The organism is Kribbella pittospori (genome assembly GCF_004331465.1).
GTDB classification, from domain to species: domain Bacteria; phylum Actinomycetota; class Actinomycetes; order Propionibacteriales; family Kribbellaceae; genus Kribbella; species Kribbella pittospori.
In genome coordinates this window covers 29,217-55,091 of the sequence record NZ_SJKB01000018.1, presented here as the reverse complement: position 1 = coordinate 55,091, position 25,875 = coordinate 29,217, and the positions used below count along the sequence as shown (strand labels likewise).

Annotated in this window: 27 protein-coding genes; 9 read left to right on the top strand and 18 right to left on the bottom strand. The window is 69.2% G+C overall.

Annotated elements, in window-relative coordinates; translation table 11 throughout:
• Nucleotides 1–20: 20 nt before the first annotated feature.
• Both E0H73_RS38140 and E0H73_RS38135 read left to right on the top strand, forming a co-directional pair.
• The gene (locus tag E0H73_RS38140; RefSeq protein ID WP_131364884.1) at nt 21–3,278 is read left to right on the top strand and encodes a S8 family serine peptidase; all 3,258 of its coding nucleotides are present in this window, start codon (nt 21–23) and stop codon (nt 3,276–3,278) included.
• A 41-nt stretch (nt 3,279–3,319) separates the two neighbouring features.
• The gene (locus E0H73_RS38135) at nt 3,320–4,120 is read left to right on the top strand and encodes an MBL fold metallo-hydrolase (protein WP_131364882.1); all 801 of its coding nucleotides are present in this window, start codon (nt 3,320–3,322) and stop codon (nt 4,118–4,120) included.
• Here the strand turns inward: E0H73_RS38135 and E0H73_RS38130 are convergent.
• On the bottom strand, nt 4,117–5,028 hold the full coding sequence (locus tag E0H73_RS38130; RefSeq protein ID WP_131364880.1) for an SDR family oxidoreductase: 912 nt from the start codon (nt 5,026–5,028) through the stop codon (nt 4,117–4,119). The two genes, E0H73_RS38135 and E0H73_RS38130, sit on opposite strands and share 4 nt — an antisense overlap.
• Nucleotides 5,029–5,078: 50 nt before the next feature.
• Between E0H73_RS38130 and E0H73_RS38125 the strand changes: the two genes are divergently transcribed.
• A complete protein-coding gene (locus E0H73_RS38125; protein ID WP_131364878.1) occupies nt 5,079–5,768 on the top strand; it encodes a TetR/AcrR family transcriptional regulator C-terminal domain-containing protein in 690 nt (229 codons plus the stop codon).
• Here the strand turns inward: E0H73_RS38125 and E0H73_RS38120 are convergent.
• Nucleotides 5,693–6,619, bottom strand: a complete 927-nt coding sequence (locus E0H73_RS38120; RefSeq protein WP_131364876.1) for a DMT family transporter — start codon at nt 6,617–6,619, stop codon at nt 5,693–5,695. The two genes, E0H73_RS38125 and E0H73_RS38120, sit on opposite strands and share 76 nt — an antisense overlap.
• A 10-nt stretch (nt 6,620–6,629) precedes the next feature.
• Nucleotides 6,630–7,784, bottom strand: a complete 1,155-nt coding sequence (locus E0H73_RS38115) for an MFS transporter (protein WP_272949184.1) — start codon at nt 7,782–7,784, stop codon at nt 6,630–6,632.
• A 222-nt stretch (nt 7,785–8,006) separates the two neighbouring features.
• On the opposite strand from E0H73_RS38115, the gene E0H73_RS38110 reads away from it, so the two are divergent.
• On the top strand, nt 8,007–8,888 hold the full coding sequence (locus tag E0H73_RS38110) for a hypothetical protein (RefSeq protein WP_238164545.1): 882 nt from the start codon (nt 8,007–8,009) through the stop codon (nt 8,886–8,888).
• On the opposite strand, the gene E0H73_RS38105 is transcribed toward E0H73_RS38110, so the two are convergent.
• From E0H73_RS38105 to E0H73_RS38090, 4 genes are read right to left on the bottom strand one after another with little or no spacing between them, the layout of a single operon-like run.
• Complete coding sequence (locus tag E0H73_RS38105; protein WP_202867759.1) at nt 8,872–9,258, bottom strand: GNAT family N-acetyltransferase; 387 nt, start codon at nt 9,256–9,258, stop codon at nt 8,872–8,874. The two genes, E0H73_RS38110 and E0H73_RS38105, sit on opposite strands and share 17 nt — an antisense overlap.
• 11 nt (nt 9,259–9,269) lie before the next feature.
• Nucleotides 9,270–10,043, bottom strand: coding sequence for a phosphotransferase family protein (locus tag E0H73_RS38100; protein ID WP_131364870.1), 774 nt, complete (start codon nt 10,041–10,043; stop codon nt 9,270–9,272).
• Nucleotides 10,044–10,083: 40 nt separating this feature from the next.
• Nucleotides 10,084–11,067, bottom strand: coding sequence for a pyridoxal-phosphate dependent enzyme (locus E0H73_RS38095; RefSeq protein WP_238164544.1), 984 nt, complete (start codon nt 11,065–11,067; stop codon nt 10,084–10,086).
• Nucleotides 11,068–11,070: 3 nt separating this feature from the next.
• Nucleotides 11,071–11,427, bottom strand: a complete 357-nt coding sequence (locus tag E0H73_RS38090) for a helix-turn-helix domain-containing protein (protein WP_131364868.1) — start codon at nt 11,425–11,427, stop codon at nt 11,071–11,073.
• 126 nt (nt 11,428–11,553) lie between these two features.
• Between E0H73_RS38090 and E0H73_RS38085 the strand changes: the two genes are divergently transcribed.
• Nucleotides 11,554–12,132, top strand: coding sequence for a ClpP family protease (locus tag E0H73_RS38085; protein WP_131364866.1), 579 nt, complete (start codon nt 11,554–11,556; stop codon nt 12,130–12,132).
• On the opposite strand, the gene E0H73_RS38080 is transcribed toward E0H73_RS38085, so the two are convergent.
• Nucleotides 12,104–13,273: a trans-sulfuration enzyme family protein gene (locus tag E0H73_RS38080; RefSeq protein WP_131364864.1), complete on the bottom strand. Its 1,170-nt coding sequence runs from the start codon at nt 13,271–13,273 to the stop codon at nt 12,104–12,106. The two genes, E0H73_RS38085 and E0H73_RS38080, sit on opposite strands and share 29 nt — an antisense overlap.
• Before the next feature lie 132 nt (nt 13,274–13,405).
• Between E0H73_RS38080 and E0H73_RS38075 the strand changes: the two genes are divergently transcribed.
• Entirely contained in the window at nt 13,406–13,981 is a 576-nt protein-coding gene (locus E0H73_RS38075; RefSeq protein ID WP_131364862.1) for an Lrp/AsnC family transcriptional regulator, read from the top strand.
• Nucleotides 13,982–14,012: 31 nt separating this feature from the next.
• Here E0H73_RS38075 and E0H73_RS38070 read toward each other — a convergent pair whose 3' ends face one another.
• Genes E0H73_RS38070 through E0H73_RS38060 form a run of 3 tightly spaced genes read right to left on the bottom strand, consistent with a single transcriptional unit; the run spans nt 14,013 to nt 16,811 of the window.
• Nucleotides 14,013–15,017: an LLM class flavin-dependent oxidoreductase gene (locus E0H73_RS38070; RefSeq protein ID WP_131364860.1), complete on the bottom strand. Its 1,005-nt coding sequence runs from the start codon at nt 15,015–15,017 to the stop codon at nt 14,013–14,015.
• Between the two features lie 44 nt (nt 15,018–15,061).
• On the bottom strand, nt 15,062–15,589 hold the full coding sequence (locus E0H73_RS38065; RefSeq protein WP_131364858.1) for an NADPH-dependent FMN reductase: 528 nt from the start codon (nt 15,587–15,589) through the stop codon (nt 15,062–15,064).
• Between the two features lie 46 nt (nt 15,590–15,635).
• Entirely contained in the window at nt 15,636–16,811 is a 1,176-nt protein-coding gene (locus E0H73_RS38060) for a M4 family metallopeptidase (RefSeq protein WP_131364856.1), read from the bottom strand.
• 171 nt (nt 16,812–16,982) lie between these two features.
• Between E0H73_RS38060 and E0H73_RS38055 the strand changes: the two genes are divergently transcribed.
• The 3 genes from E0H73_RS38055 (at nt 16,983) to E0H73_RS48490 (ending at nt 21,020) form a co-directional block, all read left to right on the top strand.
• Nucleotides 16,983–19,232, top strand: a complete 2,250-nt coding sequence (locus tag E0H73_RS38055; protein WP_131364854.1) for a HelD family protein — start codon at nt 16,983–16,985, stop codon at nt 19,230–19,232.
• Nucleotides 19,233–19,563: 331 nt separating this feature from the next.
• Nucleotides 19,564–20,235 (top strand): excalibur calcium-binding domain-containing protein, encoded by a 672-nt coding sequence (locus E0H73_RS38050; RefSeq protein ID WP_131364852.1) that lies wholly within the window; start codon nt 19,564–19,566, stop codon nt 20,233–20,235.
• Nucleotides 20,133–21,020, top strand: a complete 888-nt coding sequence (locus E0H73_RS48490; protein WP_420323447.1) for a M23 family metallopeptidase — start codon at nt 20,133–20,135, stop codon at nt 21,018–21,020. The genes E0H73_RS38050 and E0H73_RS48490 overlap by 103 nt, the downstream gene beginning before the upstream one ends.
• Here E0H73_RS48490 and E0H73_RS38040 read toward each other — a convergent pair.
• The 7 genes from E0H73_RS38040 to E0H73_RS38010 form a co-directional block, all read right to left on the bottom strand.
• Nucleotides 20,949–21,557, bottom strand: coding sequence for a hypothetical protein (locus E0H73_RS38040; RefSeq protein WP_131364850.1), 609 nt, complete (start codon nt 21,555–21,557; stop codon nt 20,949–20,951). The two genes, E0H73_RS48490 and E0H73_RS38040, sit on opposite strands and share 72 nt — an antisense overlap.
• Before the next feature lie 61 nt (nt 21,558–21,618).
• A complete protein-coding gene (locus E0H73_RS38035) occupies nt 21,619–22,272 on the bottom strand; it encodes a response regulator (RefSeq protein ID WP_131364848.1) in 654 nt (217 codons plus the stop codon).
• The gene (locus E0H73_RS38030) at nt 22,269–23,381 is read right to left on the bottom strand and encodes a sensor histidine kinase (RefSeq protein WP_131364846.1); all 1,113 of its coding nucleotides are present in this window, start codon (nt 23,379–23,381) and stop codon (nt 22,269–22,271) included. Before E0H73_RS38030 ends, E0H73_RS38035 begins: the two co-directional genes overlap by 4 nt.
• Nucleotides 23,382–23,433: 52 nt before the next feature.
• Nucleotides 23,434–24,390, bottom strand: coding sequence for a GNAT family N-acetyltransferase (locus E0H73_RS38025; RefSeq protein ID WP_131364844.1), 957 nt, complete (start codon nt 24,388–24,390; stop codon nt 23,434–23,436).
• A 17-nt stretch (nt 24,391–24,407) separates the two neighbouring features.
• Entirely contained in the window at nt 24,408–24,764 is a 357-nt protein-coding gene (locus E0H73_RS38020) for a YciI family protein (RefSeq protein WP_131364842.1), read from the bottom strand.
• Entirely contained in the window at nt 24,764–25,213 is a 450-nt protein-coding gene (locus E0H73_RS38015) for a YdeI/OmpD-associated family protein (RefSeq protein ID WP_131364840.1), read from the bottom strand. Before E0H73_RS38015 ends, E0H73_RS38020 begins: the two co-directional genes overlap by 1 nt.
• A complete protein-coding gene (locus E0H73_RS38010) occupies nt 25,210–25,851 on the bottom strand; it encodes a DUF998 domain-containing protein (protein WP_131364838.1) in 642 nt (213 codons plus the stop codon). The genes E0H73_RS38015 and E0H73_RS38010 overlap by 4 nt, the downstream gene beginning before the upstream one ends.
• Nucleotides 25,852–25,875: the final 24 nt, after the last annotated feature.

Here is a 25,875-nt window from a genome sequence, read left to right as displayed (position 1 = left end):
TCGACAACCGGGAGGGTCCGATGGCAGGCAAGGCTTCGCGATGGGCAGGCGTCGCTGTTCTGCTCGGCGCCGCACTGGCGACGGCAGCGGCTACGACGACATCCGCCAGTACGACGGCCGCCAGTACGACGGCCGGCGGGCATCCGGCCGCCGCCGGGCGCACGACGTACGTCACTCTGATCACCGGTGACCGGGTGGTCGTGCCGGAGCGTGGTGCGCCTGGGGTGGAGCCCGGGCCGGGCCGGAAGAACCTCGGGTTCGGCATGAGCAAGGTCGACGGGCGACTGACCGTGATCCCGGCCGATGTCCGCGCACCGCTCGCCGCCGGCCGATTGGACCCGCGGCTGTTCGACGTCACCGGCCTGATCGAGTCCGGGTACGACGATGCGCACACCACCACGATCCCGGTCCTCGTCCAGCACGCGACGCAACGGGCCGCGACCACCGGACTCCAGCAGCAGCGCCGGCTCGATGTCGTCGACGCCACAGCCGGCAAGGTCGACAAGCGGACGGCATCGACCTTCCTGACCGGTGCCGCCGTACTGGGGTCCAGTGGACCCGAGAAGATCTGGCTGGACGGCAAGCGCAAGCCACTGCTGGACAAGTCCGTCCCGCAGATCGGTGGGCCGGTCGCGTGGCAGGCCGGGTTCACCGGCAAGGGCGTCCGGATCGCAGTCCTCGACAGCGGGATCGACGCGACCCATCCCGACCTCGCCGACCGGGTCAAGGGCGTCTTCAACGTCGACGGCCAGCCCGGGGACCAGCTGGGTCACGGCACCCATGTCGCCTCGATCCTCGCCGGAACGGGCGCCGCGTCCGGCGGCCGCTATCGCGGTGTCGCGCCGGACGCAGACCTGTACGACGGGAAGATCTGCACGTACACCGTGTGTTCGGACTCGACCCTGATCGCCGGCATGGAGTGGGCCGCGAACGACGTGAAGGCGCAGATCGTCAACATCAGCCTGGGCAACGCGGGCCGGCCCGTGGACGACCCGGTCGAGCAGGCGCTGAACACGTTGACCGCCGAGACCGGCACGCTGTTCGTCGTCGCGGCCGGGAACGACGGCGAGCAGGGCGAGGGCACGGTGCTGTCGCCGGGCAGCGCCGCCGGCGCGCTGACGGTCGGCGCCGTGGACCGCGAGGACCAGCTTGCGCCGTTCTCCAGCAAGGGCCCGGGGCGTGACGGCACGTCCATCAAGCCGGAGCTGACCGCACCCGGCGTGGGCATCGTCGCCGCCCGTGGGTCCGAGGCCATCATCGGCGAGCCGGTCGACGACCACTACCTGCGCGAGTCCGGTACGTCGATGGCGACTCCGCATGTCGCCGGAGCCGCAGCTCTCCTGGCCCAGCAGCACCCGGACTGGAAGGCTCTCGACCTGAAGAGCGCGCTGATGGCCTCCGCGAAGCCCACGCCCGGACTGACTGTCTTCGAACAGGGCACCGGCCGGGTCGATGTCGCGCGGGCGATCACCCAGACCGTCGTCGCGGCCCCGGCAACGATCTCCTTCGGTACGGCGAGCTGGCCGCACACCGACGACGAGCCGGTGACCGAGGAAGTGACGTACTCCAACAGGGGCACGGCCGCGGTCACCCTCCAGCTGACCGGCGAGCTGACCGATCCGGACGGCGGCGCCGCACCCACGGCGGCCTTGACCCTGAGCACCGATGCGCTGACCATCCCCGCTGGTGGCTCCGCGACGGTCCAGGTGACGTCCGCGACCAACCACAGCGGCCCCGACGGCCGGTACGTCGGTCAACTGGTCGCGACCACGACGGGCCAGTCCGTGCGGATCCCGCTGACCGTGATGAAGGACGTCGAGGCCCACGACCTGACCATCAAGACCATCGCTGCGGACGGTACGCCGGCCACCGAAGCCTTCGTCTCGATCTTCGCACTCGACCGCCCGGGCGAGACATTCACCACCGATCCGAGCGGCACGGTCACCGTGCGACTGCGTGCGGGCGAGTACGCCCTCGACTCGCAGCTCTTCGGCGCGAACGTCACGTTGTACGGGCTGGTCCAGCCGTCGGTACGCCTGACCGCCGACACGACTGTGGTCCTGGACGCCCGCAAGGCGCGCAAGGTCAGCGTGAAGCTGCCTCGGACCGACGCGCAGCAGGCCTATCTCAGCGCCGACTACCTCCGCACGTCGGCCGACGGGAAGCGCCGGATCGAGCAGTACGTCGCCACCGTCCCCGGCGGTTCGCTCGCCACGTTGGGCCAAGGACCGACCTTGCCGGCCGACCAACTGACGACTGTGGTCTCGTCGCAGTGGGGTGTGCCCGGTGCGGACGGCGACTTCCGGAACACGCCGTACCTGTACCGGCTTGCGGAACAGGTCGGCTCGCGCTTCCCGACCGGGTACGAACGGACGGTGCGCGATCGCGACCTGGCCACCGTGCACACGAGCGTCCATCAGGGCGCCGGGACCGACGTACTGTTGCACGGCACGACGACCCTCGACGGCTATGCGCCGTTCTATCCCGACGTCGCGTTCGGTACGCCGGCCACAGTGGTCGAGCATCTGGACGCTGGTCCCTGGCAGGAGGGTCTGGTCGAAACCGCGGCGGGTGACCCGGAGCCGATCGCCGTGACTACGCTCGAGGACCCTGCGGCGAAGGCCTATCGCGCCGGCGAGACCTACCGAAATCGCTGGAATGCGGTCGCCTTCGGGCCATCGGGCGCCGGAGCCTCGCAGGCAGACGGCCGGTTGACCGTGTCGATGGATCCGATGTCGGACGCGGAAGGACACACTGGACTCACGGCGACTGACACGGAGACCGGTCAGCTGTATCGCGATGGCACCTTGGTGGCCGAGGCTGACCAGTTCGGGTCGATCGAGGCACCCGGGGGCGCGGCGACGTACCGGTATCAGACCTCGCTGACACGGGCTTCGGTGTCGGCGTTCTCGGAGCGGGTGGACTACACGACCACCTTCCGGTCTGCCAATGGGCGTCGAACGCCCTTGTGGACGGTCGGATACCGGCCGACCGTGGACAGCCGCAATTTGGCCGAGCGGACGCCGGTGACGACGCTGACCGTTGTGCCGCAGGCCGGTTCGTCGGCGCCGGCGCTGACGACGGTCGCGGTCTCGGTCTCCGGTGACGGTGGGAGCACGTGGCACGCTGCGGCCGTCGTACCGGCCGGGCATGGGACGTACCGCGCGACGTTCCCGACGCCGGCGACGGGGCAGGGTGTGTCGCTGCGGACCACGTTGCGCGACGCGGCCGGGACGACGACCGAGGAGACGACGGTCAACGCGTACCTGTTCCGCTGACCCCCTCGCTGCGGTACCTCTGCGGGGAGGAGGGATCGAGCGTGGACGTGACTGTGTTGTGCGACGCGGTGGCGGTGTTCCCCGAGAGTGTGCCGGATGCGTTGCCTGGTTGGGGAAAGGAGCAGGCCGCGTGGACCGCGGACGTGATGCCGGGCAATGTGTCGGGCAGCGGGTGGCTCCTGCACTTCCACAGCTACTTGGTGACCGGCGACGCCGGAGTGGTGCTGGTGGATGCCGGGGTCGGGCCGGCTGGTGGCGAGGCGGCTGAGTGGTTGCGGGTGGCTGGGCGGTTGCCGGGGCTGCTGGAGTCGGCCGGGGTGGGTGTGGATGACGTCGACGCGGTGGTGTTGACGCATGTGCATCTGGATCACGTGGGGTGGAGTGCGGAGGGGTCGGCGCCGCGGTTCCCACGGGCGGAGTACGTCGTACAGCGTGATGAGCTCGAGCATGTGCGCGGCGGGGCGACGTACGAGCGGATGATCCGGCCGGTGGTGGAAGCGGGTCAGTTGCGGATGGTGGACGGGGAGGTCGCGCTGCGGGGGATGCGGTTGGTGCCGACGCCGGGGCATACGCCCGGGCATCAGTCGGTGGTGACCGAGCGGGCCGTGCTCGGGGGTGACGTGCTGGTGCATCCGGCGCAGGCACAGTGGCCTGAGCTGACCTATGTGTACGAGCGCGATCCAGCGCAGGCGGTCACGTCACGCCGGGAGGTGCTGGATCTGGCGGCAGCGTCGGGGATCCCGATCGCGGCCGCGCATCCACATGCGCCACTCGGCGACAACGCTCAGCCGCTCGCCACTCCGACAGCAGGCGACACCGTCTGTCCGCCGTACACGCTCTAGCGGTAGCCGGTGGTGTCCGCAGGCTTGCCAGGGTCCTGGACCTCGACGATGTAGCGCCACGCGTCCGGCCGACTGCCATCGAGATCGGTGAAGCCGTAGACCTGCGCGAGTTCGCCGCTGGACGTAGACTTCCCGTTCCAGCGGCGAACGTCGGGATCCGCAGCGAGCGCCGCCACCGCGCGGCCGACGTACGACGGACTCTCAGAGATCGCGAAGTGCGGGATCCGCTCGGTCGCGTCGCGCCAGGTCTCCTCGGTGACTCCGAAGCCCTCCAGCATCGCCTCGGACCTCAGCCACCCGGGAGTGAGCAGTACGGCGGTTGCCTCGTGCTTGTCGAGTTCGTGCGCGAGCGCGAACGCCATCCGGCCGACCGCGCCCTTCGCGACGTCGTAGAAGAACGACACCCGGTAGGTGTGAGCGTTGTAGTCGTTGGTGCCGTCGGTCATCTCGATGACGAGGCCACCGGGTGACTTGATCAGCAGCGGGAGCGCGTAGTGGCTGGTGATCACGTGCGTGTCGATGCCGAGCCGCAGCAACCGCAGACCGTCCTCGAGGTCGCTCTCCCAGACCGTCTTGTCCCACTCGGGTTCGCCGTGCTGACCCCAGATGTCGTTGACCAGGATGTGCAGCGCGCCCTGCTCGCGCTCGATCCGGTCGATCAGATCGCGCACCTGCTCGGGGACGAGATGGTCCACGGGTACGGCGATGCCGTGGCCGCCGGCTTGGTCGACGAGCTCCGCGGTGTCCTCGATCGTCTCCGGCCGGTTCATCTCGGAGCGCCCGGCCCGCGTGGTCCGGCCGGTCACGTACACGGTCGCACCGGCCGCGCCGAGCTGGACCGCGATCCCCCGTCCGGCCGCCCGGGTTGCCCCGGTCACCAGCGCCACCTTGCCCGCCAACGGCTTCATCCGCCCGCCTCCTTCTTCCATACGTTGTATGATTATGTACCATACGACGTATGATTAACGCGGGCAAGCGGTCCGGCCGGCCTCGCGCCGGGGAGGAGCGGCTGAGCCGCGAGGCGATCCTGACCGCGGCCCTGCGGATCGTGGACGACAAGGGGATCGACGCGCTGACCATGCGGAGGCTGGCCGCCACCCTCGAGGTCAACCCGATGTCGCTGTACCACCACCTGCCGAACAAGGCGGCCGTGATGGCCGGGCTGGCGGAGCTGGTCTTCGCAGGACTCGAGCAGCCCGATCCTGGTGATGCCGTGCCGTGGGACGAGCAACTGAAGGACGCCGCCCGGGGCTATCGCAACGCTCTCCGCGCCCACCCGAACCTCGCGCTTCAGGTGCTGTCGGACACATCCGCGGTGTCGGCAGTCGTGGTGGTGGTCGTCGAGCCGTTCTACCGCGCGCTCGACCGGGCGGGGCTGTCGCCGCGGCAGGTCTTCGAGGCGGCGAACACCCTGGTCGACTTCATCCACGGCTTCTCGCTCGGCGAGGCGTCGGTCCGCACCGAGAACTTCGACCTCGCGCCCGACCTGATCACCCGGGTCGAGCAGTTGCCCGCCGGCAAAGCACCCGTACTCGCGCGCGTCGTCGGTGAGCTGGGGCCCGAGGGTCTCGCCTACGACTTCGACAGCGGCTTCGAGTCCGGGCTGGCCACGCTGACCGCGGGCATCGCCGCCACCCGGCGCCGGTAGCGCGAGATCGCGACGCCGATCAGACACAGCACGCCGCCGAGGTAGGCCAGCGGCGCGGGGCTTTCGTCGAGCAGGAGCCAGCCGAGGAAGATCGTCAGCGGCGGGACGAGGTACGTCGTGGCGCCCATCCGCCCGGCCGTCGTACGAGCCAGCGCGTAAGCCCAGGTGGTGAAGGCGATTGCGGTCGGGAACGCACCGAGGAACACGATCCACCAGATGGTCGATGGTCGCGCGTCGGCGGTCTCCCGCGCCAGCGTCGGCGCGAACGGCAGGCAGGCGACCGCACCGATCACGCACGACAGCCAGGTGACCTCCAGCGCGGGCAACCGCGACAGCAGCGGCTTCTGCGAGACCACCGCGATTGCGTACGCCGCCGCAGCTACCAGACACAGCAGGACGCCCCAGGTCTCTGCGCTGCCGCTGGACGACGACAAGCCGATCAGGACCACGCCGCCAAATGCCGCGACGCTGCCGATCACCAACTGGCGTGGGAATCCTTCGTGCAGCAGAAGACCTGCCAGGAGTGCGATCAGCAATGGCCCGACGTTCACCAGCATCGCGGTCGTGCCGGCGTCGAGGCGGCGCTCGGCCTCGTTCAGCGCGAGGTTGTAGAGACCGAACCAGAGCAGCCCGCAGATCAGCAGCAGCTTCCAGTCCCCCTTGGCCGGCCAGCGGCGCGGCCGGGTGAACACGAAGGCACCCAGCAGCACGCTGCCGACCAGCAACCTGCCCAGCGACAACGCGCCCGCCGAGATCTCCTGGCCGACATGGCGGATCGCGACGAACGCCGATGCCCACAACACCACCGTGACCGCCGCCGCACCCGCGGCCAGCACACCCTGCTTCCTCATGACTGTGACACTAGGTCTCCCTTGCTTCGGCGGACACCGAATTGACGGGCGCCGGCAGGGCCAGCGGTACGACGAACGCCGTCAGCAGGACCGGCACGGTGAGAGCGGCGACCAGGACCGCCATGCTGAACCAGAGCGAACCGAGCGCGAACCCCGCGAACACTGCGATGGCGAACACCTCCGAGAAGAAGCCGGACACCGAGGTGATCGTGGCGCGCGCCGGTCCCGTGATGGAGTCCTGCAGGCGTGCCTCCGAGACCACGATGACCAACTGCATCACGCCGTACCCGATCGCGATCGGGATGAAGCCCCAGGCCGACCGGCTCAGCGCACCCCAGGCGATCAGCACCGCGGTCAGGCCCAGACCGATCGCAAAGGTTGCTTCGGGCAACTTGTACGCCGCTCCCGCCAGCGCACCGCCGATGGCTTGGGCGGCGACCGTTCCGGCGATCAGCAACGGGACCACGCCGGTGGCCGCACCGGCGTCACGGGCGAGCAACGGAAAGTACTCGTCGAACGCCATGAAGCCCAGCAGCACGGCGACCAGGCCTGCCGCCCGGCGTACCGTCCGGCCGGTCAGCACCTCCGTCACGCCCGACCGCAGCATGGCCAGGTAGGACGCGAACGCCGCGCCCGTCGATTCGGAGCCATCGTCGGCGGCTGCTTCCGCCGGCGGTGCCTCCGGCAGTGTCAGGGCGACAACGGCCTGAACCAGGCAGCTGAGCACACTGAAGATGCCGGCCAAGGTGTAGCCGCCAAGAGCGAACAGCGGTGTCGCCAGGGCGGTGGCCGCGAGGTTCGCCAGGAAGGAGGCCGACCTGGCCCGACCCAACAGACTCGCGTATCGACCTGCGCGATCCCGCGCGACCAGTTCGTCGTACACGAAGGCTTCGAAGGTGCCGGAGATCAGTGCCGAGGAGGTTCCCCACAGCACGAATCCCAGGGCGAAGCCAGTGAACGACGGCAGCGTGATCCAGGCGGCGTAACCCAGCGCGCTGATCAGCGCACCGAGCACCAGCAGCTTGCGCCGCGAATACGTGTCCGCCCAGGCGCCTGACGGCACCTCGAGCACGAACCCGGTCGTCGACCAGATGACGAACAGCGTCGAGATCTGGGCAGCCGACAGGCCGTGATCGGCGAACAGCAACTGGTACAGCGGATACAGCGGGATGAAGTCCTGCAGCGCCTCGAACGCGACAATCCGCGCGGAGAGGCTGGTCGGCAGGCGGTCGGGGCGGTCAGTACGTCAAAGGTGCGGGCTCGTGAATCTCATGTCTTGAAAGATACGGCGAAATCACCGCACCGGGCAGGTGATTTCGCGAGCTGTGGACAACCCGCCCCGCAAAATGAGGAGCGGTCCGGGACACGAATCCGTCAGAGTAGAGCGATGGTAGATGTCAGCGAACGGTTCTGGGGGAAGCTGCCGGACGGCAGCCGGGACGCCCTCGTCGACGGGCTGAGCCAGTCCGAACTGCAGTCGGTCCTGCTGGATGTGAACCGCCGGCGAGCCGCCAAGGTAACGCCGGCCCGCCTGCTGCAGCGGTGGCAGCAGGACCGGTTCGTGCGACCGGGACCCGCCGACCCGCGGCAGCTGGTGAAGACCCAGCAGCGCCTGTGGGAGCGCCTGCCGGACCGATTCGAGGGCATCGAGCTGTCCCCGGTCACTCCACTCGGCACGTGTTCCGCGATGTCGACCATCAACCAGAACCAGGTAGTCAGCACCATCCGCGGGACCGAGGTCGCCAGCGACCCGACGAACGAGCTCGCGATCGAGGCCGCCGTACGACGTCGTGCGGGGCAGGCGCGAGTGGACCTTGCCGCGTGCCAGCGGGTACTCCGTGCGCAGCCGTTCGAGGGGCCGGGCATGTTCGCGCACTTCCAGCTGTTCGTGCTGGTCTCGAGCGCGCGGGACACCGGTTCGGGCCGGACCGAGGCCGAGCTGCTGATCGACCACCTGCGGTTCTGGCACGACGTACTGGGTGACACGGCCGACCTGACCTTCACCATGTTCAAGCCGTCCGTGGTGCGGGAGCGGATCGACGACACGGTCCGGCCGGCGCTGAAGATCAGCCTCACCGAGGACACCGAGCGGACCAAGAGCGAGAACTACTACTCCGGTACGGCGCTCGGCATCGGCTGCGACGGCGAAGGCCTGGGTGATGGCGGCTTCACCACCTGGACCGCGGACCTGCTCGGCGACCAGAAGGAACGCTGCCTGACGTCGTGCGTGTCGACCGAGCGCCTGACCGCGATCAGCCCCGCAGCTTGAGCAGTCCAGCGTCCGTCGGGCGGAACCCGCACGCGTCCAGGTAGAAGGCCGTCAGGTGTGGCTCGAAGTCGACATGGAGCCATTCACACCCGGCGGCCTTCGCCTCCGCAGCGGCAGTCAGCACCAACTGCTTGCCGATGCCTTGCCGGCCGTGCTCCGGATGGACGGCGGTGTCCAGCACGAACGCGTGAGCGCCGCCGTCCCAGCACACCTGCACGAACCCGATCAGCTGGTCGTTGCTGAAGGCCCCTACCCAGGTGAGTGCGTGCCGCTCCAGCCGCGCGGCCCACGGCTGCACGGTGACCTCACTCCCGAAGGCGAGGGCGTGCAGGGTCGACAGCTCTTGATCGTCGACCGGGAACCGCCCCACGTAGCGAACGGTCACACGCGACCCCGGGCGAGCAGCGCAGCGGCCGCTTCCAGGCGGGCGTTCCAGCCGGCGGCCGGCTCCGAGCCGTCCGGGTAGTCCGCCATGGTGAGGTAGCCCTGGACCATGGTCGACGGCATGGCCTCCGCCAATCCCTGGCTCGTCCGGTAGGCGTCCACCGCCTCACTCCAGCGCTCGGGCTCCACCGACGACAGCAGGAACCACGCCAGGTCCAGCGCGCCCGGCGCCGCTGACACGTCCTCCCAGTCCAGGAACGCGACCACGCCGTCCGGTGCGGTCCGCAGGTTCTGGGCCGATGCATCGCCGTGGGCGAGGGTGAGCTCACCGGCTCGCGCTACATCGCGCTCAGCGTCGAGGACACGACCCACCAGCCGCTCCCCCACCTCACGCACCGGAGTGGACAAGTCGGAGCGCGTGGCCAATCTGGGCCAGGTCCGATCGAACAGGGCGGCGACCAGGTCCGCACCGGCTTCCAGCGGCCGCAGCCAAGGCCACTCCAAGTGCGCACGCCCGATCCACCGATCGTGCAAGTCGCGCAGAGCCTTGGCACCCGCCACGGGCTCCGCGCCGGGTGCCCAGCCGGACAGGTCCTCAAGAACGAGCAGCGTCCCCTCGGCGTTGGCCTCGGACTCGTAGCAGGCAGGCACCCGGACACCGACGACCGGCGCGATCTCCCGATAGAACCGGACCTCGGACTCGAACATGTTCAGGACCGCCGGGATCGACCCCGGTTCCGCCGGTGACCGGCGCTTCACATGGTTCGGCACCACGTCAGGCTAGGCGGGATCGTCCCCGGACGAACCTGATTTAGTGCGCCGCCTCCGTGCTGATGAGGACGACCGTGCTGTCAGGCCTCAGGTCCAGGTGCTCTCGCGCCGCGCGGAGGCCGGCCAGTGTCGCGGCTCCACTCGGACCGGACGAGATGCCGGCTCCGCGCAGGTCAGCCGCTGCTTGCAGGGCGGCGTCGTCGTCGACTGTCACCGCGTGGTCGAGGCCTGCACGTAGTACAGGCCAGGCGAGAGTTGACGCCGTACCGCAGTTCAGGCCGGCCATCACTGTCTTGCCGGTCGGCACCGTCACCAGCTCACCGGCCAGCAGACTGGTGGTGACGCAAGACGCGCTGGCGGGCTCCACACCGAGCACGGCCGCAGCAGACGACCCACTGCGGTAGTGCGTGACCGCCGCCTGGGCGATCGACCCCACACCCATCGGTACGACGACCAGATCGGGCTCGACCTCGATCTCACGGAACAGAGTCGAGTAGCCATCAACCACGTGCTGAGGCACATCCTCGTACCCGGGCCACGCAGAGTCCTGGATCAGCAGCCGCTCATCTCCCGCGTACGCCGCTGCCTCGGCGACCGCAGCGTCGTACGTGTCAGGTACGACGGTCACGGTCGCGCCCTCGGCCCGGATGGCGTCGATCGCCTTGTCATCGACGACGTCCGGAACGAACACGTGTGACGGCAGACCGAGCATTGCGGCACGGCGCGCGACCGCACGGCCGTGGTTGCCGTCGGTGGCGGTGACGAGTTCCACCGGACCAGGGCGCTCCTGCAGCGCACGATGGATCGCCCACCACGCGCCGAGCGCCTTGAACGCGGGCAGGCCGAGTCGCTGCGACTCGTCCTTCACGAGAACCTGTCCGACTCCTAGCTCCGACGCCAGTGAGGGGACCGGCGTCAGCGGAGTCGGGCGGTAGCCGGGCAGGCTCTGGTGGAACGCCTGCACCTCAGCCGGTGCAGGCGTCGTACGCCAGGCCTGCGCAGACGGGTTGCTGTACCAGCGCACCAGCTAGGCGACCAGTGCGAACGCCTGTGCCGTGCTGGAGTAGGCCTGCGGGGACGAGGTGATGCGCTGCGGGGAGGACTGCTCGACCCGGATCGCGGCCGTCTGCAGGCGGACCGGCAGCGTGGACCGGACCGCCGTGGCCAGGTCGAACTGCACCTCGGCCAGCAGGTCGGTCAGATCGAGGTCCAGTGCCCGGCAGATCGCGGCAAGGATCTCCGAGGAGGGCTCCTTGCGGCCGCGCTCGATCTCGGACAGGTAGGGCACCGACACCTGGGCCAGCTCGGCGAGCTCACGCAGGGTGATGCCCCGCTCGCGCCGCAACCGGCGGAAGACGTTCCCTATCACCTGGCGTAGCAACACGTCGTGGCCCTCCTCGCATCATGAAGTCCTGTACCGAGTGTGCCATCTCGGCGAGGTCTGCGGCGGGCAGATCTGCCACGGGCAGATTCCCGGGCGGTTCCGGACGGTTCGCCGCAGGCTGGACGCATGAGTCAGTTTCAGCTTCCGAACAACCTGGACAGCCACATCTACGAGCGGCTGCTGTGGCAGCGCATCCTCGTCCTCGGGGACGAGATCAAGGACGAGAACGCCAACGCGCTGTGCGCTCAGCTGATCCTGCTGAACGCGGAGGATCCGAAGGCTGACATCTCGCTTTACATCAACTCGCCCGGCGGCTCGGTCTCGGCCGGGCTGGCGATCCTGGACACGATGAACTTCATCACCAACGACGTCGCGACGTACGCGATGGGGATGGTCGCGTCGATGGGTCAGGTGCTGCTGACCTGCGGTACGCCGGGGAAGCGGTTCTCGCTGCCGCACGCGCGGATCATGATGCATCAGCCGACCGGGGGCATGGGTGGTACGGCGAGCGACATCAAGACCCAGGCGGAGCAGGCGATCAAGGCGCGCGAGGACCTGGCGCGGCTGATCTCCGACCGGACCGGGCAGCCACTCCCCCGGATCGAAACCGACTTCGACCGAGACCGCTGGTTCACCCCGGACGCAGCCCGAGACTACGGAATCATCGACCGAGTCCTCACGCGTCCCGTTGCGGTAGTGAGTTGAAGGCCTGCTGAAGATCCGCGGTGAGGTCTTCGGGGTCTTCGAGGCCGAGGCTTAGTCGTAGCAGGCCGGCTGGAGGCTTCGCGTCTGGTGGGACCAGGCGGTGGGTGAGGGCGGCGGGGTGCTGGATGAGGGTGTCTACGCCGCCTAGTGAGACGGCGTGGGTGATCAGGCGGAGCGAGGCGGCTACCTGCGCGGCGGCCGCGTAGCCGCCGGTCAGGGTGAAGGCCAGGACGGCGCCGGGGCCCGATTGCTGGCGGCCGATGAGTTCCTGGGGGTCGGAGAGGCCGGGGTAGTGGACCTTCTCGATGGCGGGCTGGGCGGTGAGCCAGTCCGCCACCTTGGCAGCGGTCGCCTGCTGCGCCCGCACTCGCACCGGCAACGTCTGCAGTCCCCTGTGCAGTTCGTACGCCGCCAACGGGTGCAGCAGGCCACCAGTCACTGCGCGGATCTGCCGTAGCCGGCCGATCCACTCCACGCCGGCCGCGACGACGCCACCCATCACGTCGCCGTGCCCGCCGAGGTACTTCGTTGCCGAGTGCAACACCAGGCTCGCCCCGTGCCGAGCCGGCTGCTGCAGCACCGGGGTCGCGAAGGTGCTGTCCACCAGCACCGGTACGTCGCCCGCCGAACGGACCACCGCGGCGATGTCCACCAAGTCCACGGTCGGGTTCGCCGGCGTCTCCACGATCACCAGTCCGGTGTCCGGCCGGATCGCCGTCCCGATCCCGGGAACGTCGACCCAGCTGACCGTTGTCCCCAGGAGGCCTGTGGATAACAGGTGGTCGGAGCCGCCGTACAGCGGGCGTACGGCGACCACGTGCGGCTTGCCGGCCGCGACGGTGGCGAGGAGGCAGGCGGTGAGCGCCGCCATGCCGCTGCCGAACGCGACCGCACCGTCGGTCTGCTCGAGCTCCGCCAAGGCGCTCTCGAAGCGCGCGACGGTCGGGTTCCACAGCCGCTGATACACGAGGCTGCCGCCGTCCGGGCCGTTCCCCTGCGCCAGCGCGTCGTACGACGTCCCGCCGCTGTCCACATCCGGCAGTGGATAAGTCGTGGAGAGGTCGATCGGCGGCACGTGGACGCCGAGAGCGGTCAGGTCGTCGCGGCCGGCGTGGACTGACCGGGTGTCGAGCTGGGTCATCGAGCCTCCTCGGACGCTGGGATGACCGAGGATGGAATCTTCTGCAGATTCATCGCAAGAGTTCCGAAGAAAATTCATCCACAGGCTCATCCACACGCTGTGGATTCTGTGGAGGGCCCCTACAGTGGTGCCATGCCGAAGGATCGTCGGAGCCCCGGACCGGCGCCGCGGGCCGCGCCCGGGTCCGGGCCTGGCGGGCTGGACGAGGTTGATCGGGAGCTGGTCCGGCTGCTCACCGCCGACGGGCGGATGCCGAACAACGCGCTGGCGGAGGCGACCGGGATCGCGCCGTCGACGTGCCTGACCCGCGTACGGTCGCTGCGCGAGCGCGGGGTGATCCGCGGCTTCCACGCCGACGTGGATCTGGCGGCGCTCGGTCAGCCGCTACAGGCGCTGATCGCGATCCGGATCGGCGCCCACTCCCGGGACGAGATCAACCGCTTCCGCAGCAAGGTCCCGGCGCTACCGGGCGTCCTGTCGCTCTTCCACGTCAGCGGCGCGAACGACTACCTGCTGCACGTGTCCGCGCCCTCGCCGGACGCCCTCCGCGAGTTCGTGCTCGACCACCTGACCGCAGATCCTGCGGTTGTCCACGCCGAAACCAGCCTGATCTTCGAGCACGTCCGCGGGGAGCCGGACGTGCAGCACTCATCAATTGCGCCCGAACCGACCGGCTCACGCTCAGACAGCGGTGCGCGACGCCGCTAGGCACGCGTTGTTGAGTGCTGGCGGTCCGCAATCAGCGGGGTTTCAGGCCCCAGGCGGTTGCGAGCATGTCGAACGAGTGGCGGCGTTCCGCGGGGTTGTGGATGTTGGTGGTGATGATGAGTTCGTCGGCGCCGGCGGAGGTGGCTCGACGGGAGAGATCGGCGGCGACCTGATCGGGGGTGCCGACCGAGACGAGGCCGGCCCACTCCTCGACCGCGGCGAGTTCGGCGTCCGACCACGGGTAGGCCTCGGCCTCCTCCGGCGACGGCAGCGGACCCGGTCGGCCGGAGCGGAGCCGGAGCATGGAGAGGGCGTTGGCCCGGGCCAGCTGCTGTGCGCGCTCCTCGGTGTCGGCCACGATCGCGGCGAGCGCGAGGATGGCGTGCGGCTCGGTCTGCTGGTCCGACGGCTGGAACATCTCCCGGTACGACGCGATCACGCCGGCCGGATCCAGCGTCCCGAAGTGACCGGCGTACGCGAACCCGGTCCCGAGCGCCGCCGCGGCCTGACCGCCGTACGTGCTGGAGCCGAGGATCCAGACCGGCGGCAGCGGTACGTCGCTCGGTTGGGCGGAGATCGGCGCGAACGGGTGGCCGGCCGGGAAGCCCTCGGCGTACGCGCGGAGTTCGGCGTACTGCTCCGGGAAGTCGTCGGCGCCGAGCGCCTCGCGGCTGCGGCGGAGTGCGAGCGCGGTGCGCTGGTCGGTGCCGGGCGCGCGACCGATGCCGAGGTCGATGCGGTCGGGGTACAGCCCGCCGAGGACGCGGAAGGTCTCGGCGACCTTGAGCGGTGAGTGGTTCGGCAGCATGATTCCGCCGGAGCCGACGCGGATGGTGGAGGTGGCCGCGGCGACGGCCGCGATCATCACCTCCGGGCTCGTGCTGACCACGCTCGGGATGTTGTGGTGCTCCGCCAGCCAGAAGCGGTGGAACCCGGCGGCCTCAGCGGTCCGGGCGAGTTCGAGCGTCTCGTGCAGCGCCTGCGACGGAAGCGATCCCGTCGGTACCGGCGAAAGGTCGAGCACGGACAGGGGCATCGGTTCGGAGCTCACCTCAGGTCGCAACCGCCGTCCGTCGCGACCTATTCCGGGTACGGCGTGTCAGCGCGGGCGTCGCGCAGACAGCGGGACCACCAGGCCAGCTGCCGAAGCAGCGCAGACGCAGCGGCCGGGGCGGTCGCGTCGGTGGGTTCGCCGGCCGGGGTGAAGTCGTCCTCGTGGAAACCGAGCGAGTCGCGGATCGTCACCGCATGAAGTTCGGCGAAGACCAGTCGCAGCTGCTCGGCGGCGCGCAGTCCGCCCGATCGGCCGCCGTACACGACGAACGCGATCGGCTTGGCGTACCAAGGTCGGCGGACCGCGTCGATCGCGACCTTCAGATCGCCCGGGTAGGCGTGGTTGTACTCGGCCGTGACGATCACCACAGCGTCCGCGTCCTCGATCCGCTGCGGCAACTCGGTGAGCGGTACGGCGCTGAGGTCGATCAGGTCGAGCTTGAACTCGTCGGTGCGTTCGATCTCCCGCGCGAACCACTGCGTGACCAGCGTCCCGAACCGCCCGGCGTCCACATTGCGCGTGAGCAGCGCGAGCCGCAGCGGATGAACAGTCACGCTGAGGACGCTAATACCTCAACTTCGCTTGAGGTCAAACGCGCGTTCAGTCCTTGGAAGGAGGTGGCGCGGGCGGGCTGCTGGAGGGCAGGCCCGACTTGGCCGCGCGCATGAGCTCCTCCGACTCGGACTCGGTGCGCACCCCCGACTCGGGCTGCTTGGAGCCGGGCGGCTCCGCGGGAGTGGTGTCTGCGGTGAGGACTCCGACGGTCTGCCAGGCCCCCGTGACCGCGGCGAGCTGGCTGGAGTCGTCACCGAAGAGCTCGCTCGCGGCCGCCTGCGTGGCCTCGGCGAACTCGGCGAACGTCGCCGTCTCGGAGAGCGTGCCCGACGTGAGCGCGGTGTACCAGATCTTCCCGGCGTCGTCGTACGCGTTGCCGCCGATCGCCGCCGCGGTCAGGTAGAACGCCCGGTTCGGGATGCCCGAGTTGAGGTGGACGCCGCCGTTGTCGTCCTCGGTCTCGATGTAGTCCGACATGTGCGCCGGCTGCGGATCGCGGCCGAGCCGCGGGTCGTCGTACGCCGTGCCAGGTGCCTTCATCGAGCGCAGCGCGACGCCCTGCACGCCCGGCCGGAAGAGTCCGGCGCCGATCAGCCAGTCGGCCTCCTCGGCGCTCTGGCCGAGGTTGTGCTGCTTGGCGAGCGAGCCGAACACGTCGGAGATGCTCTCGTTCAGTGCGCCCGACTGCCCTTCGTACGCAAGGTTCGCGGTGTACTGCGTGACGCCGTGGGTCAGCTCGTGTCCGGTGACGTCGACCGACTCGGTGAACCCGCCGAAGATCTCGCCGTCGCCGTCGCCGAAGACCATCTGGGCGCCGTCCCAGAATGCGTTCGCGTAGCCGCGGTCGTAGTGCACCGTCGACGTCAGCGGCAGCCCGGCACCGTCGATCGAGTCACGCCCGAAGCACTCGCTGTACATCTTCCAGGTCGCGCCGGTCCCGTCGTACGCCTGGTTGACGGCCTCGTCCTGGACCGGGTCCTCGCCCTCGGCGCGCACCGGCGTACCCGGGAGGTCCGTCCGGTTCTCCGCGTCGTACACGGCGCGTTGCAGACCACCCGCTTCGGCCGCAGGCTCGGCGGCAGCGGCTCCGGCCGCCGGGCGTGTTCGCAGTACGGCGTCGTGCTGCAGCGACTGGCGAAAGCGGGCGCGGAGGCTGGGGTCGTCCACGGCTTGCTCGAGCTGCTCGAGCAGGTACGGCGGGACGATGTAGTGGAACACCATCCTCCGATCGTGCCCGACCGGCCGATCCGGGGACAGGGGACGGGCCGGAAAAACTGCGGCAGTACAAAAACTGCGGGAAGGAGGATAAACTCAAGGATTTGTATGGCTGCTACCAGAGAATGCGTCAGAAATGACCTCTGGGAACCAACGCGCGTAGTTTATCACAAGGGGATGGAATTGCCGAATCCGGTGCAGGCCGAACAGGGTCACCTGACGACGTTCTACGCCGCGCTCGACACCGAGCGCGAGCGGGCCGAGGAGCGCAAGCAGGACGAGCAACTGGTCCAGACCCGCAACGCGCAGGCACTCCACCAGCGCGACGGCCGGATCCGCGACCTGAACGCGCGGCTGGCCAGGCTGAACGCGGCCGAGGAGGGTCTGTACTTCGGCCGGCTGGACGCGGCCGACGGTGAGATCCTGCACCTCGGCCGGATCGGGTTGCATGACGACGACTACGAATCCCTGCTGGTGGACTGGCGTGCGCCCGCGGCCCGCCCGTTCTACATCGCGACCGCGGTGGCGAACGAGGGCGTCGTCCGGCGCCGGCACATCCAGACCCGGCTGCGCAAGGTGATCGACGTCCAGGACGAGCAACTCGACCTGGCCCGGACCGCGGCCGACGCGTCCAAACCCGGCACCGGCGTGATCGGCGAGGCCGTCCTGCTGAAGGCGCTGGACGCGCGGCGGACCGGCCAGATGGAGTCGATCGTGCAGACGATCCAGGCCGACCAGGACCGGATCATCCGCTCCGAACTGCCCGGAATCCTGGTCGTCCAGGGCGGTCCCGGCACCGGCAAGACCGCGATCGCGCTGCACCGCGCGGCATTTCTCCTTTACACCCACCGGGAACAGCTGGAAAAGCGCGGAATTCTGGTGGTCGGGCCGAATGCGGCGTTCCTGCGCTTCATCGGTCAGGTGCTGCCGTCGCTCGGAGAGGACGGCGTACGTCTCGTCACCGTCGCCGAGCTTTACCCGGGCGTGACCGCGACCCGCCCGGAGACGGCCGAGAGCGCCGAGGTGAAGGGCCGGCCGGTGATGGCCGACGTGATCGCGAAGGCGGTCGACGACCGCGAGTGGATCCCGGAGCGTCCCATCCACGTCACCGTCGACCGGACCGTGCTGCGTCTCGATCCGCAGGTGTGCCTGGAGATCCGCGAGCGGGCTCGCGCGCGGAACCTCACCCACAACCAGGCCCGTCCGTTCTTCCTGACCGAGATGGTCGACCACCTGACGAATCAGTACGCCGACCTGGTCGCCACCGACCCGTACGACGGAGAGAACCTGCTCGACGAGTACGAACTGTCCGAGCTGCGCAAGGAAGTCCTGGCCGAGCCGGCGGTGCAGGCGTTGCTCGACCAACTTTGGCCGCTGCTCAGCCCACAGAAGCTGCTCGAGGACCTGTACGGCGACGAGGACCGGCTGGCGCTGGCCGCGCCGCAACTGAGCGCGCTCGAGCGCGAGCATCTGCTGCGGTACGGCGCCGACTGGAGTCCGTCCGACGTACCCCTGCTCGACGAGGCCGCCGAGTTGCTCGGCGATGACGGGAGCGAGGCGGCTCGCGAACGGGCGGCCCGGGCGCGCGCGATCTCTTACGCGCAAGGGGCGCTGGACGTTCTCAGCGGCTCGGGGTCGACCGACTTCGACGACGACGATGACGCGGAGATCCTGACCGCCAAGGACATCCTCGACGCCGAGGCGCTCGCCGAACGCTACGAGGCGGACGACGATCGCACGCTCGCGGACCGGGCCGCGGCCGACCGGCGCTGGACGTACGGGCACGTGATCGTGGACGAGGCGCAGGAGCTCTCGCCGATGGCGTGGCGGGCGATCGCGCGTCGCTGCCCGCTGCGTTCGATGACCGTGGTCGGCGATGTCGCGCAGACCGGGTCGATCGGTGGCGGGACGAGTTGGTCGGCAGCGCTCGGCGAGACGTTCGGCGATCGCTGGCGGCTGGCCGAGCTGACCCTCAACTACCGCACGCCGGCCGAGGTGATGGACCTGGCCAGTGACGTCCTGCACGAGGTCGACCCGTCGGCGAAGGCACCGCAGTCGGTGCGCTCGACCGACATCAAACCGTGGCACGCCGACATCTCGGCCTCGGACCAGGCCTTGTACGTCCACAAGGTCGCCGCCGAGGAGTCGGCGTACGGGCAGGTCGGGATCATCACGTCACGCAGCCGGGTCGAGCTCGTGCAGGAGGCGGTCGCCGACCTCGACGTCACCGTCCTGAGCGCCCGCGAAGCCAAGGGCCTCGAGTTCGACTCGGTCCTGGTCGTCGACCCCGACGGCATCGTGATCGAGTCCCCGCGGGGTCTGCGTGACCTGTACGTCGCTCTGACCCGGTGCACCCAGCGGCTCGGGGTGATCGGCGAGCTTCCCGAGGTACTCCGGGATTCCGACGCGTGGGACGTACGGCGCTGAGCCCGTCAGCCCCGCTTCGGGTGGCGGCCGAACAGGCGCGCGAAGTTGACGTCGAAGCCCCAGCCGAGCACATCCGACGGTAGCTCGCCGTTCAGTGGTCGGCGCAGCACTGTTGCTGGTGCTGGAGCTCGAACGGGATGAGGACGTTGCCGGCAGCGGGCTGGAGCTGGAGGACCAGGCGTCCCGGACCGGTTGCGCGAGGTCCCGCAGTACTTGTCAGGGATCTGGCCGGATCATCACCCACCCCGAGGACCATCAGATGTTCTCCTGGTGAACCCCGACCCATGGACAACGCAAAGTAGCGAAGCTTCAATGGGCCGCGGGGGGAATCATGAACGGAGAACCGTATTCACGAACGCGTCGTCACCAGACCGGCCACCTCGGTCACGAGCACGGCAACGCCACCCTGGCCGCGATCGGCGGAGTCGCCGTCGGGGTCATCGTGGTCCTGCTCATCTGGCTGGTGGTGCTGATGACGAACAAGGACGACCCGGTGCGGGACGCGGCCACTACGCCGCAGCAGCCGACCACCGCGGCACCCGCGCCGGTCACGACACTGACCGTCGCTCCGTCCGCCAAAGCCACGACCTCATCCGTGCCTGCGCCACCGAAGGTGGTCGGCGACGTACGGTCGTTGCCTGCAGGGCTGTTCTGCCGTGACCTGAAGGCCAAGGGCTTCAGCTACGTGGCGGCGATCGACTACTGGCGGCTGCATGGTCAACCGAACCAGATGGATGCCGACCGCAACGGAATCCCGTGCGAGACGGTCTATCCGCGCAGCGACGTCGGCGCGTACTGGAACGGCCGGGAGATCGGTGGGGCCGCTCCACTGGGATCCGGACTGCTGTGCCGTGACCTCGCCGCGCGCGGAGCGACGTACGCACAGGCTGTCGCCTACTGGTGGTACTACGACATGCCGCAGCGGATGGATGCGGACAAGAACGGGATTCCCTGCGAGACGGTGTATTCGGCCGCAACGGTCAACGCCTTCTGGTACTCGTGACGCGGCCCATCTGGGCGGTATTCCTGGTGGCTGCGGTGGCTGTCACGGCCACCGGACTCTTCGCGCTGTCTGCGACCGGCGTGTTCGACGAGGCCCAGTCCGGTCAGGCGCCGACGAGCAGTCTCCCGACCACCAAGCCTGCCGGACCGACGACTACGACAACAGTCGCGGCTCCAACGACTTCGGCGACTTCGGCGCCGGCTGCGACGCCAGGCCAGCGGACATCGGTGAGCGCACCGGTGCAGTCCCCCGTTGGACGGACCAGGTATGTGTTTCCAGTTGGCGGGTGTCGGGGGGATGCGTCCGAGAGTCATCACGATTACCCGGCGTCGGACATCTTTGCGAAGGCTGGATGCCGGTTTGTGTCGCCGGTTGATGGGTGGGTGGATGAGGTGACGCGGGTGGACGGGTGGGATGGGACGACGAATGTGGGGCGGGATCGGGGTGGGTTGTCGGTTTCTGTGGTGGGGGTTGACGGGGTTCGGTACTACGGGTCGCACTTGTCGGCGATCGCGGGTGGGATCCGGCCGGGGTTGATCGTGCGGGCGGGGCAGACGTTGGGGCTGACGGGCAAGACCGGAAGTGCTCGCGGGACGCCACCACACCTGCACTTCGGGATCAGTTGGCCGACGAGTCCGGGTAAATGGTGGATCCGGCGTGGGGCCGTGCCGCCGCAGGCGTTTCTGGCCAGTTGGCTTGGCGGAGGGCAGTTGTCACCTGTCTCGTCGGTTGCCAGGGTCCGGCGTGCGTACGGCGTCGACCGTGGGTGCCGGTCGTACTGCTAGCGCGAAGGCGGCGCCCAGGAGGAGACCGCCGAGGGGCATCAGGTCCAGGTTGACGGTGATGACGACGAAGCCGGCGGCCAGCAGGATCGGGGACCAGACCGGCAGGCGGCGGTCGAGCACGAGGAGTACCGCCAACGCGAGCAGTCCGATCAGGAACAACGCGGGGCCGACGGTGGACAGCGGTTCGTAGATGCCCAGGTTGCCGGGCCAGCGTTCGTATTCGTCGCTGATCCGCGACATCCCGGCCCGGTCCTCGGCGCGGAAGCCGACCATGAGATCGACCAGGATCACCCGGACGAACGCCGCCACACCCAGCAGTCCGACTACGACAGCCGCGGCTCCAACTCCCCGCCGTCGGACCAGCTCACCCCGAGCGAGGACAAGCACAACGGCGAACAGCAGCATCCCGGCAAGGAACAGCAGGTGTCCGATCGTCCACGCCAGTCCCGGTCCATGCGAGCCGTCCAACCCGTCGATCAACCGAACGATGCCATAGGCAACCAGCAGTCCGGCCGCCACCATTCCGAGTCTCTTCATACCTCCAGCGTCGTCACCGCAACGGTCCGCCACATCGCCGACAAGAGGGAGCTTCCGGCAACTACTGGTTCGTGGGAGTGACCAGACCCGTCTCGTACGCCGCGATGACGGCCTGGACCCGGTCGCGGAGGTTGAGCTTGGTGAGGGTGTTGCTGACGTGCGTCTTGACGGTGTGTTCGCTGACGGTCAGCGCAGTAGCGATCTCAGCGTTCGACAGGCCGCGGGCGAGCAGGACGAGTGTCTCGCGCTCGCGGCTGGTGAGTACGTCGAGCGCGGCAGCCGGTGTACTGCGGGGACGGCTCCGGGTCAGATCGGCAATCAGACGGCGGGTGACGCTCGGCGCGAGCAATGACTCGCCGGCCACCACAACGCGTACGGCGTGCACCAGATCGTCCCGCCTGACGTCCTTCAGCAGGAACCCGCTCGCCCCGGCATACAGCGCGTCGTACACGTAGTCGTCCGAGTCGAAGGTGGTGAGCATGACCACCTTCGTCGAGGTGTTGGTGCAGATCGTGCGAGCCGCGGCGAGGCCGTCGACGCGCGGCATCCGTACGTCGAGCAGCGCCACGTCCGGCGTGAGAGCCCGGACAAGCTCGACCGCCTCGGCACCATCGGCCGCCTCACCGACGACCTCGAAATCGGGTTGCGCATCCAGGATCATCGCGAAGCCGCTGCGTACCAGTTCCTGGTCGTCGGCCAGCACCACCCGGATCATGAAACCCCTTCCAGATAGGGCAAGCTGGCCCGAACCTCGAACCCACCACCATCCAACGGCCCGGCTTCCGCGATCCCACCACAGGCAGCGGCCCGTTCGCGAAGCCCGACCAGCCCATGCCCGCCCGCGGAAACATCCCCACCAATGCCGTCGTCCCTGATCGACAACTCCAGACCCGAGTCCGACCAGTCCAGGAGTACGGCGACCCGCGTGGCGTGCGCATGTTTGACCGTGTTCGTCAGCGCCTCCTGGACGATCCGATACACCGCAACCTCGGTGTCCGGCGCCATCGCACGTCGTACGCCGGTCTCCTCCAACAACGCCGTACCCGTCACCAACTCTGGCAGCGAGGCCAGCGTCGGCTGCGGCGCCCGGTCCTCGCCCGCCTTGAGTACGCCGAGCAGCCGCCGCAGCTGCACCATCGCGTCCCGGCCGGCGTCCGCGATCGCGTCGAAGGCCCGTTCGGCCCGGTCCGGGTCGGTGCGTACGACGACCGGCCCTGCCTCGGCCTGGACGACCATCAGCGCGACCGCGTGGGCCAGGATGTCGTGCATGTCGCGGGCAACCCGCGCCCTTTCCTCGGCCGCGGCCCGGGCAGCCTCCGACACGCGCTCCCGCTCGAGTTGAGCGGCGCGTTCGCGGTGACTGCGTTCGAGCGATCCGGCCAGGAAGGCGGCGACCGGAAGCAGGAAGGTGAACATGAACTCGTCCAGGTCGTTGTGCTTCAGCAGCAGCGACGCCGGCGGGAACGTGACCAGGATGACGACGAGCAGCCCGATCCGCTGCCACCGTTTGTGGCCGAGGCTGGCGAGCGTGTAGATCGCGACCAGGCCGGCGTACTGCAGGTTCTGCCCGGGCCGATGGTGGAGCGAGACAACCATCGCCGCCGCGCCGACCACGACCATCACCCCGAACGGCCAGCGGCGCCGCCAGAGCAGCGGGAGCACGGTGGCCAGGTTGGCGACGACGCCGAGCGCGGTGACGGCTCCGGGTTCACGGTTGATGAACGGCACCGAGGACGCGACGCCGACCGCGAGAACGACGGCGACGTCGATCACCCGATCCCGCGTACGTGGACCGGGGATGCCCAGCCGCTCGAGTCCGCCCATCACCTCAGTCTGTCTCACCCGGGTCCCGCGGACCTGGCTCCCACGACGGAGATCAGTCCGGCGTCCTCCGTCGTACGAGTGAGAGCCGGTGCAGGATCTCGGTCGAGATGGCCGTGTAGCCGAGGGACTCGTACAGCCGGCCGGCGCCGGTCGGGCTGTCCGCATCCACGCCGAGCGAGGACCGCTGGAAGCCGGACTCCTGGCCAACCTGCAGTACGGCGCTCACCGCCGCGCGGGCCAGCCCACGGCCGCGATACTCCCGCCGAGTCCCGACCTGCCCGATCCACACCTCGCGTACACCGGTCTTCTCGGTGTCGACCAAGAACTCGTACCCCAGCGCGTACGCCGCGATCCGGTCCCCGTCGACGACGATCCGCGACAGTGCGGACCGGAAGTGACGGCTGCCGGTGAACCACTTCTTCCACTCGTCCTCGCTCTTCGGCGCGAATCCCCAGTGGTCCACGAAGATCTCGTTGTGCGCGAGCCGCAGTTTCTCGTCGTCGCGCGGATCGAATCCGATCACCGCACAACCGTCGGGCAAGGGCGTGACCGTCACCGGCTGGTCGTCGTACCAGCGCTGCATCAAGCGGAAGTAGCGGACCGGTTCGAAGCCGCGGCTCGCCACCAGGGCGAGTGCACCGGAGTTGGCGGCCTGGACCTCGACGTCGACCAGGTCGGCGCCGCGCTCACGAGCACGTCCCACCTGCCAATCGAGCAGCGGACCACCGAGACCTCTCCGCCGCGATTCCGGATGTACGCCGCCCCGCGCCTTCACGATGGCCTGGCCGTCGCGCACGGACGACTCGGGCACAAGGCCGTAACCAGCCGGCCGTCCGCCGAGCCACACGACCAGCGAGTCAGGTGCGTCGTCGAGGGCCTCCGTGATGCCTTCGACGGTCATGTATTCGCCGGTCTCGTCGGCCGCCGCGATCGCGTTCGCCACCTCGACCACGGCCGGCACATCCTCAGTCCGGATCGGTCCCGTCGTCACCCCAGCCGGCCAGTCCACGCCGCAACAGTAGAGGGTCAGGACTCCGGGCCGAAGACCTGGCGGATCTCGGACTCGCCTTCCCAGCCCGGCCAGGCCCGGCGATGGAGATCCATGAAACGTTTGGTCCAGTGGACGACCTCGTCGCGGGTGGCGACGTCGTAGACCGCGTACGCGCCGAGCGGCAGCGCGTCGTCTCGCGGCCCTTCACTGACGGTCAGCGTCCCGGCGGAGACGGCGACCCGGGTAGCGGTTGCCACCGGCAACAGACCGGCCGTGTCGACCAGCACCCCACTCCGGACCGCCTCCGCACCAAGTGCGGCGATCCCTTCCGCGAGCTCCGGCGGCGGAAACCCGTAGTCCTCGGCGGCACGCAGTACGGCGATGAACCGCATCAGCGGGCCCGGCCCTCGCGCAACCTCGCGATCGACTTCTCGATCCGCCGGTCCCGGGTCGCGTCGGTCTTCGCGGACGTCACCTGCACCACGTGCCACTGCTGCTTGCTGTAGCTCAGCGTCTCCCAGAACTCCTTGGCCTTCGCGTCCGCCGCCAATGCGGCAGCAAGCTCCTCGGGTACGTCGAGCACCCGCTCGGCCGTGTCGAGCTCCACGTCGACCTCCATCACCCCGCCGGGTACGACGCCGGCCTCGGTGCGACGTTCAGCGCTGAAACCCAGCAGATAGCGGCCACCCATCCGGGCGATCGAGGTACGGAAGGTGTAGCCGTTGACGGTGACGCTGACCTTCGGGTGGCCGCCGCCGCCGAGCCCCTCGACGACGTCGGTGGGTACCTCGAAACCGGCGGTGTTCTTGCCCGTGGACAAGAGTTCGGCAGTGAACTTCATCGGACCTCCTCCGTCCGAGCGTGGAGCATCAGGAGGGTCAACCAGGTCCAGCCGAGGATCACGGCGACGGTGAAACCGAGGTTGCCGACGGTGGAGCCGGCGCCGGCGGAGAGGCCGACGAGGCTGAGGAAGTAGAGGACACCGGTGACCAGGGAGAAGCGGGACCAGCCGCGCTCGTTCTGGCGGGCGAACCTCCGGCTGAGCACGAGGCAGGCGACGATCAGGCCGATGAAGCCGATGAACCCGGCGATCAGGTGACCGAACCCGTGCCAGCTGACGCTGTCCGGGACCCCGGCCGGGGTACCGATCGGGAAGCCGTCGGCCGGGTCGGCCCGCATCAGGCCGGCCGCGGCGACCCCTGCGCCGTACACGAGGATGCCGCCGACGGCCCAGCGTGATTGCAGTCCGGCGCGACGCAGTGCGAGAGCGCCGACGACGGTGAGCAGGCCGGTCACGACCATCATCGTCGAGTGGATCCAGCCGCCGGTGCCGTTCGCGAGGATGCTCAGCGAGTGCCTGCGGATGTCGAAGCCGTCGCGGACGATCGCCTCGATGGTGCCGATGCCGACGTACAGCGGGCCGGCGATCGCGCCGGCGAGCAGGAGTGGTGGTGCGGATTGCTTCGTCATGGTCGTCATGGCGGCAAGCCTGGAGCGAACCAC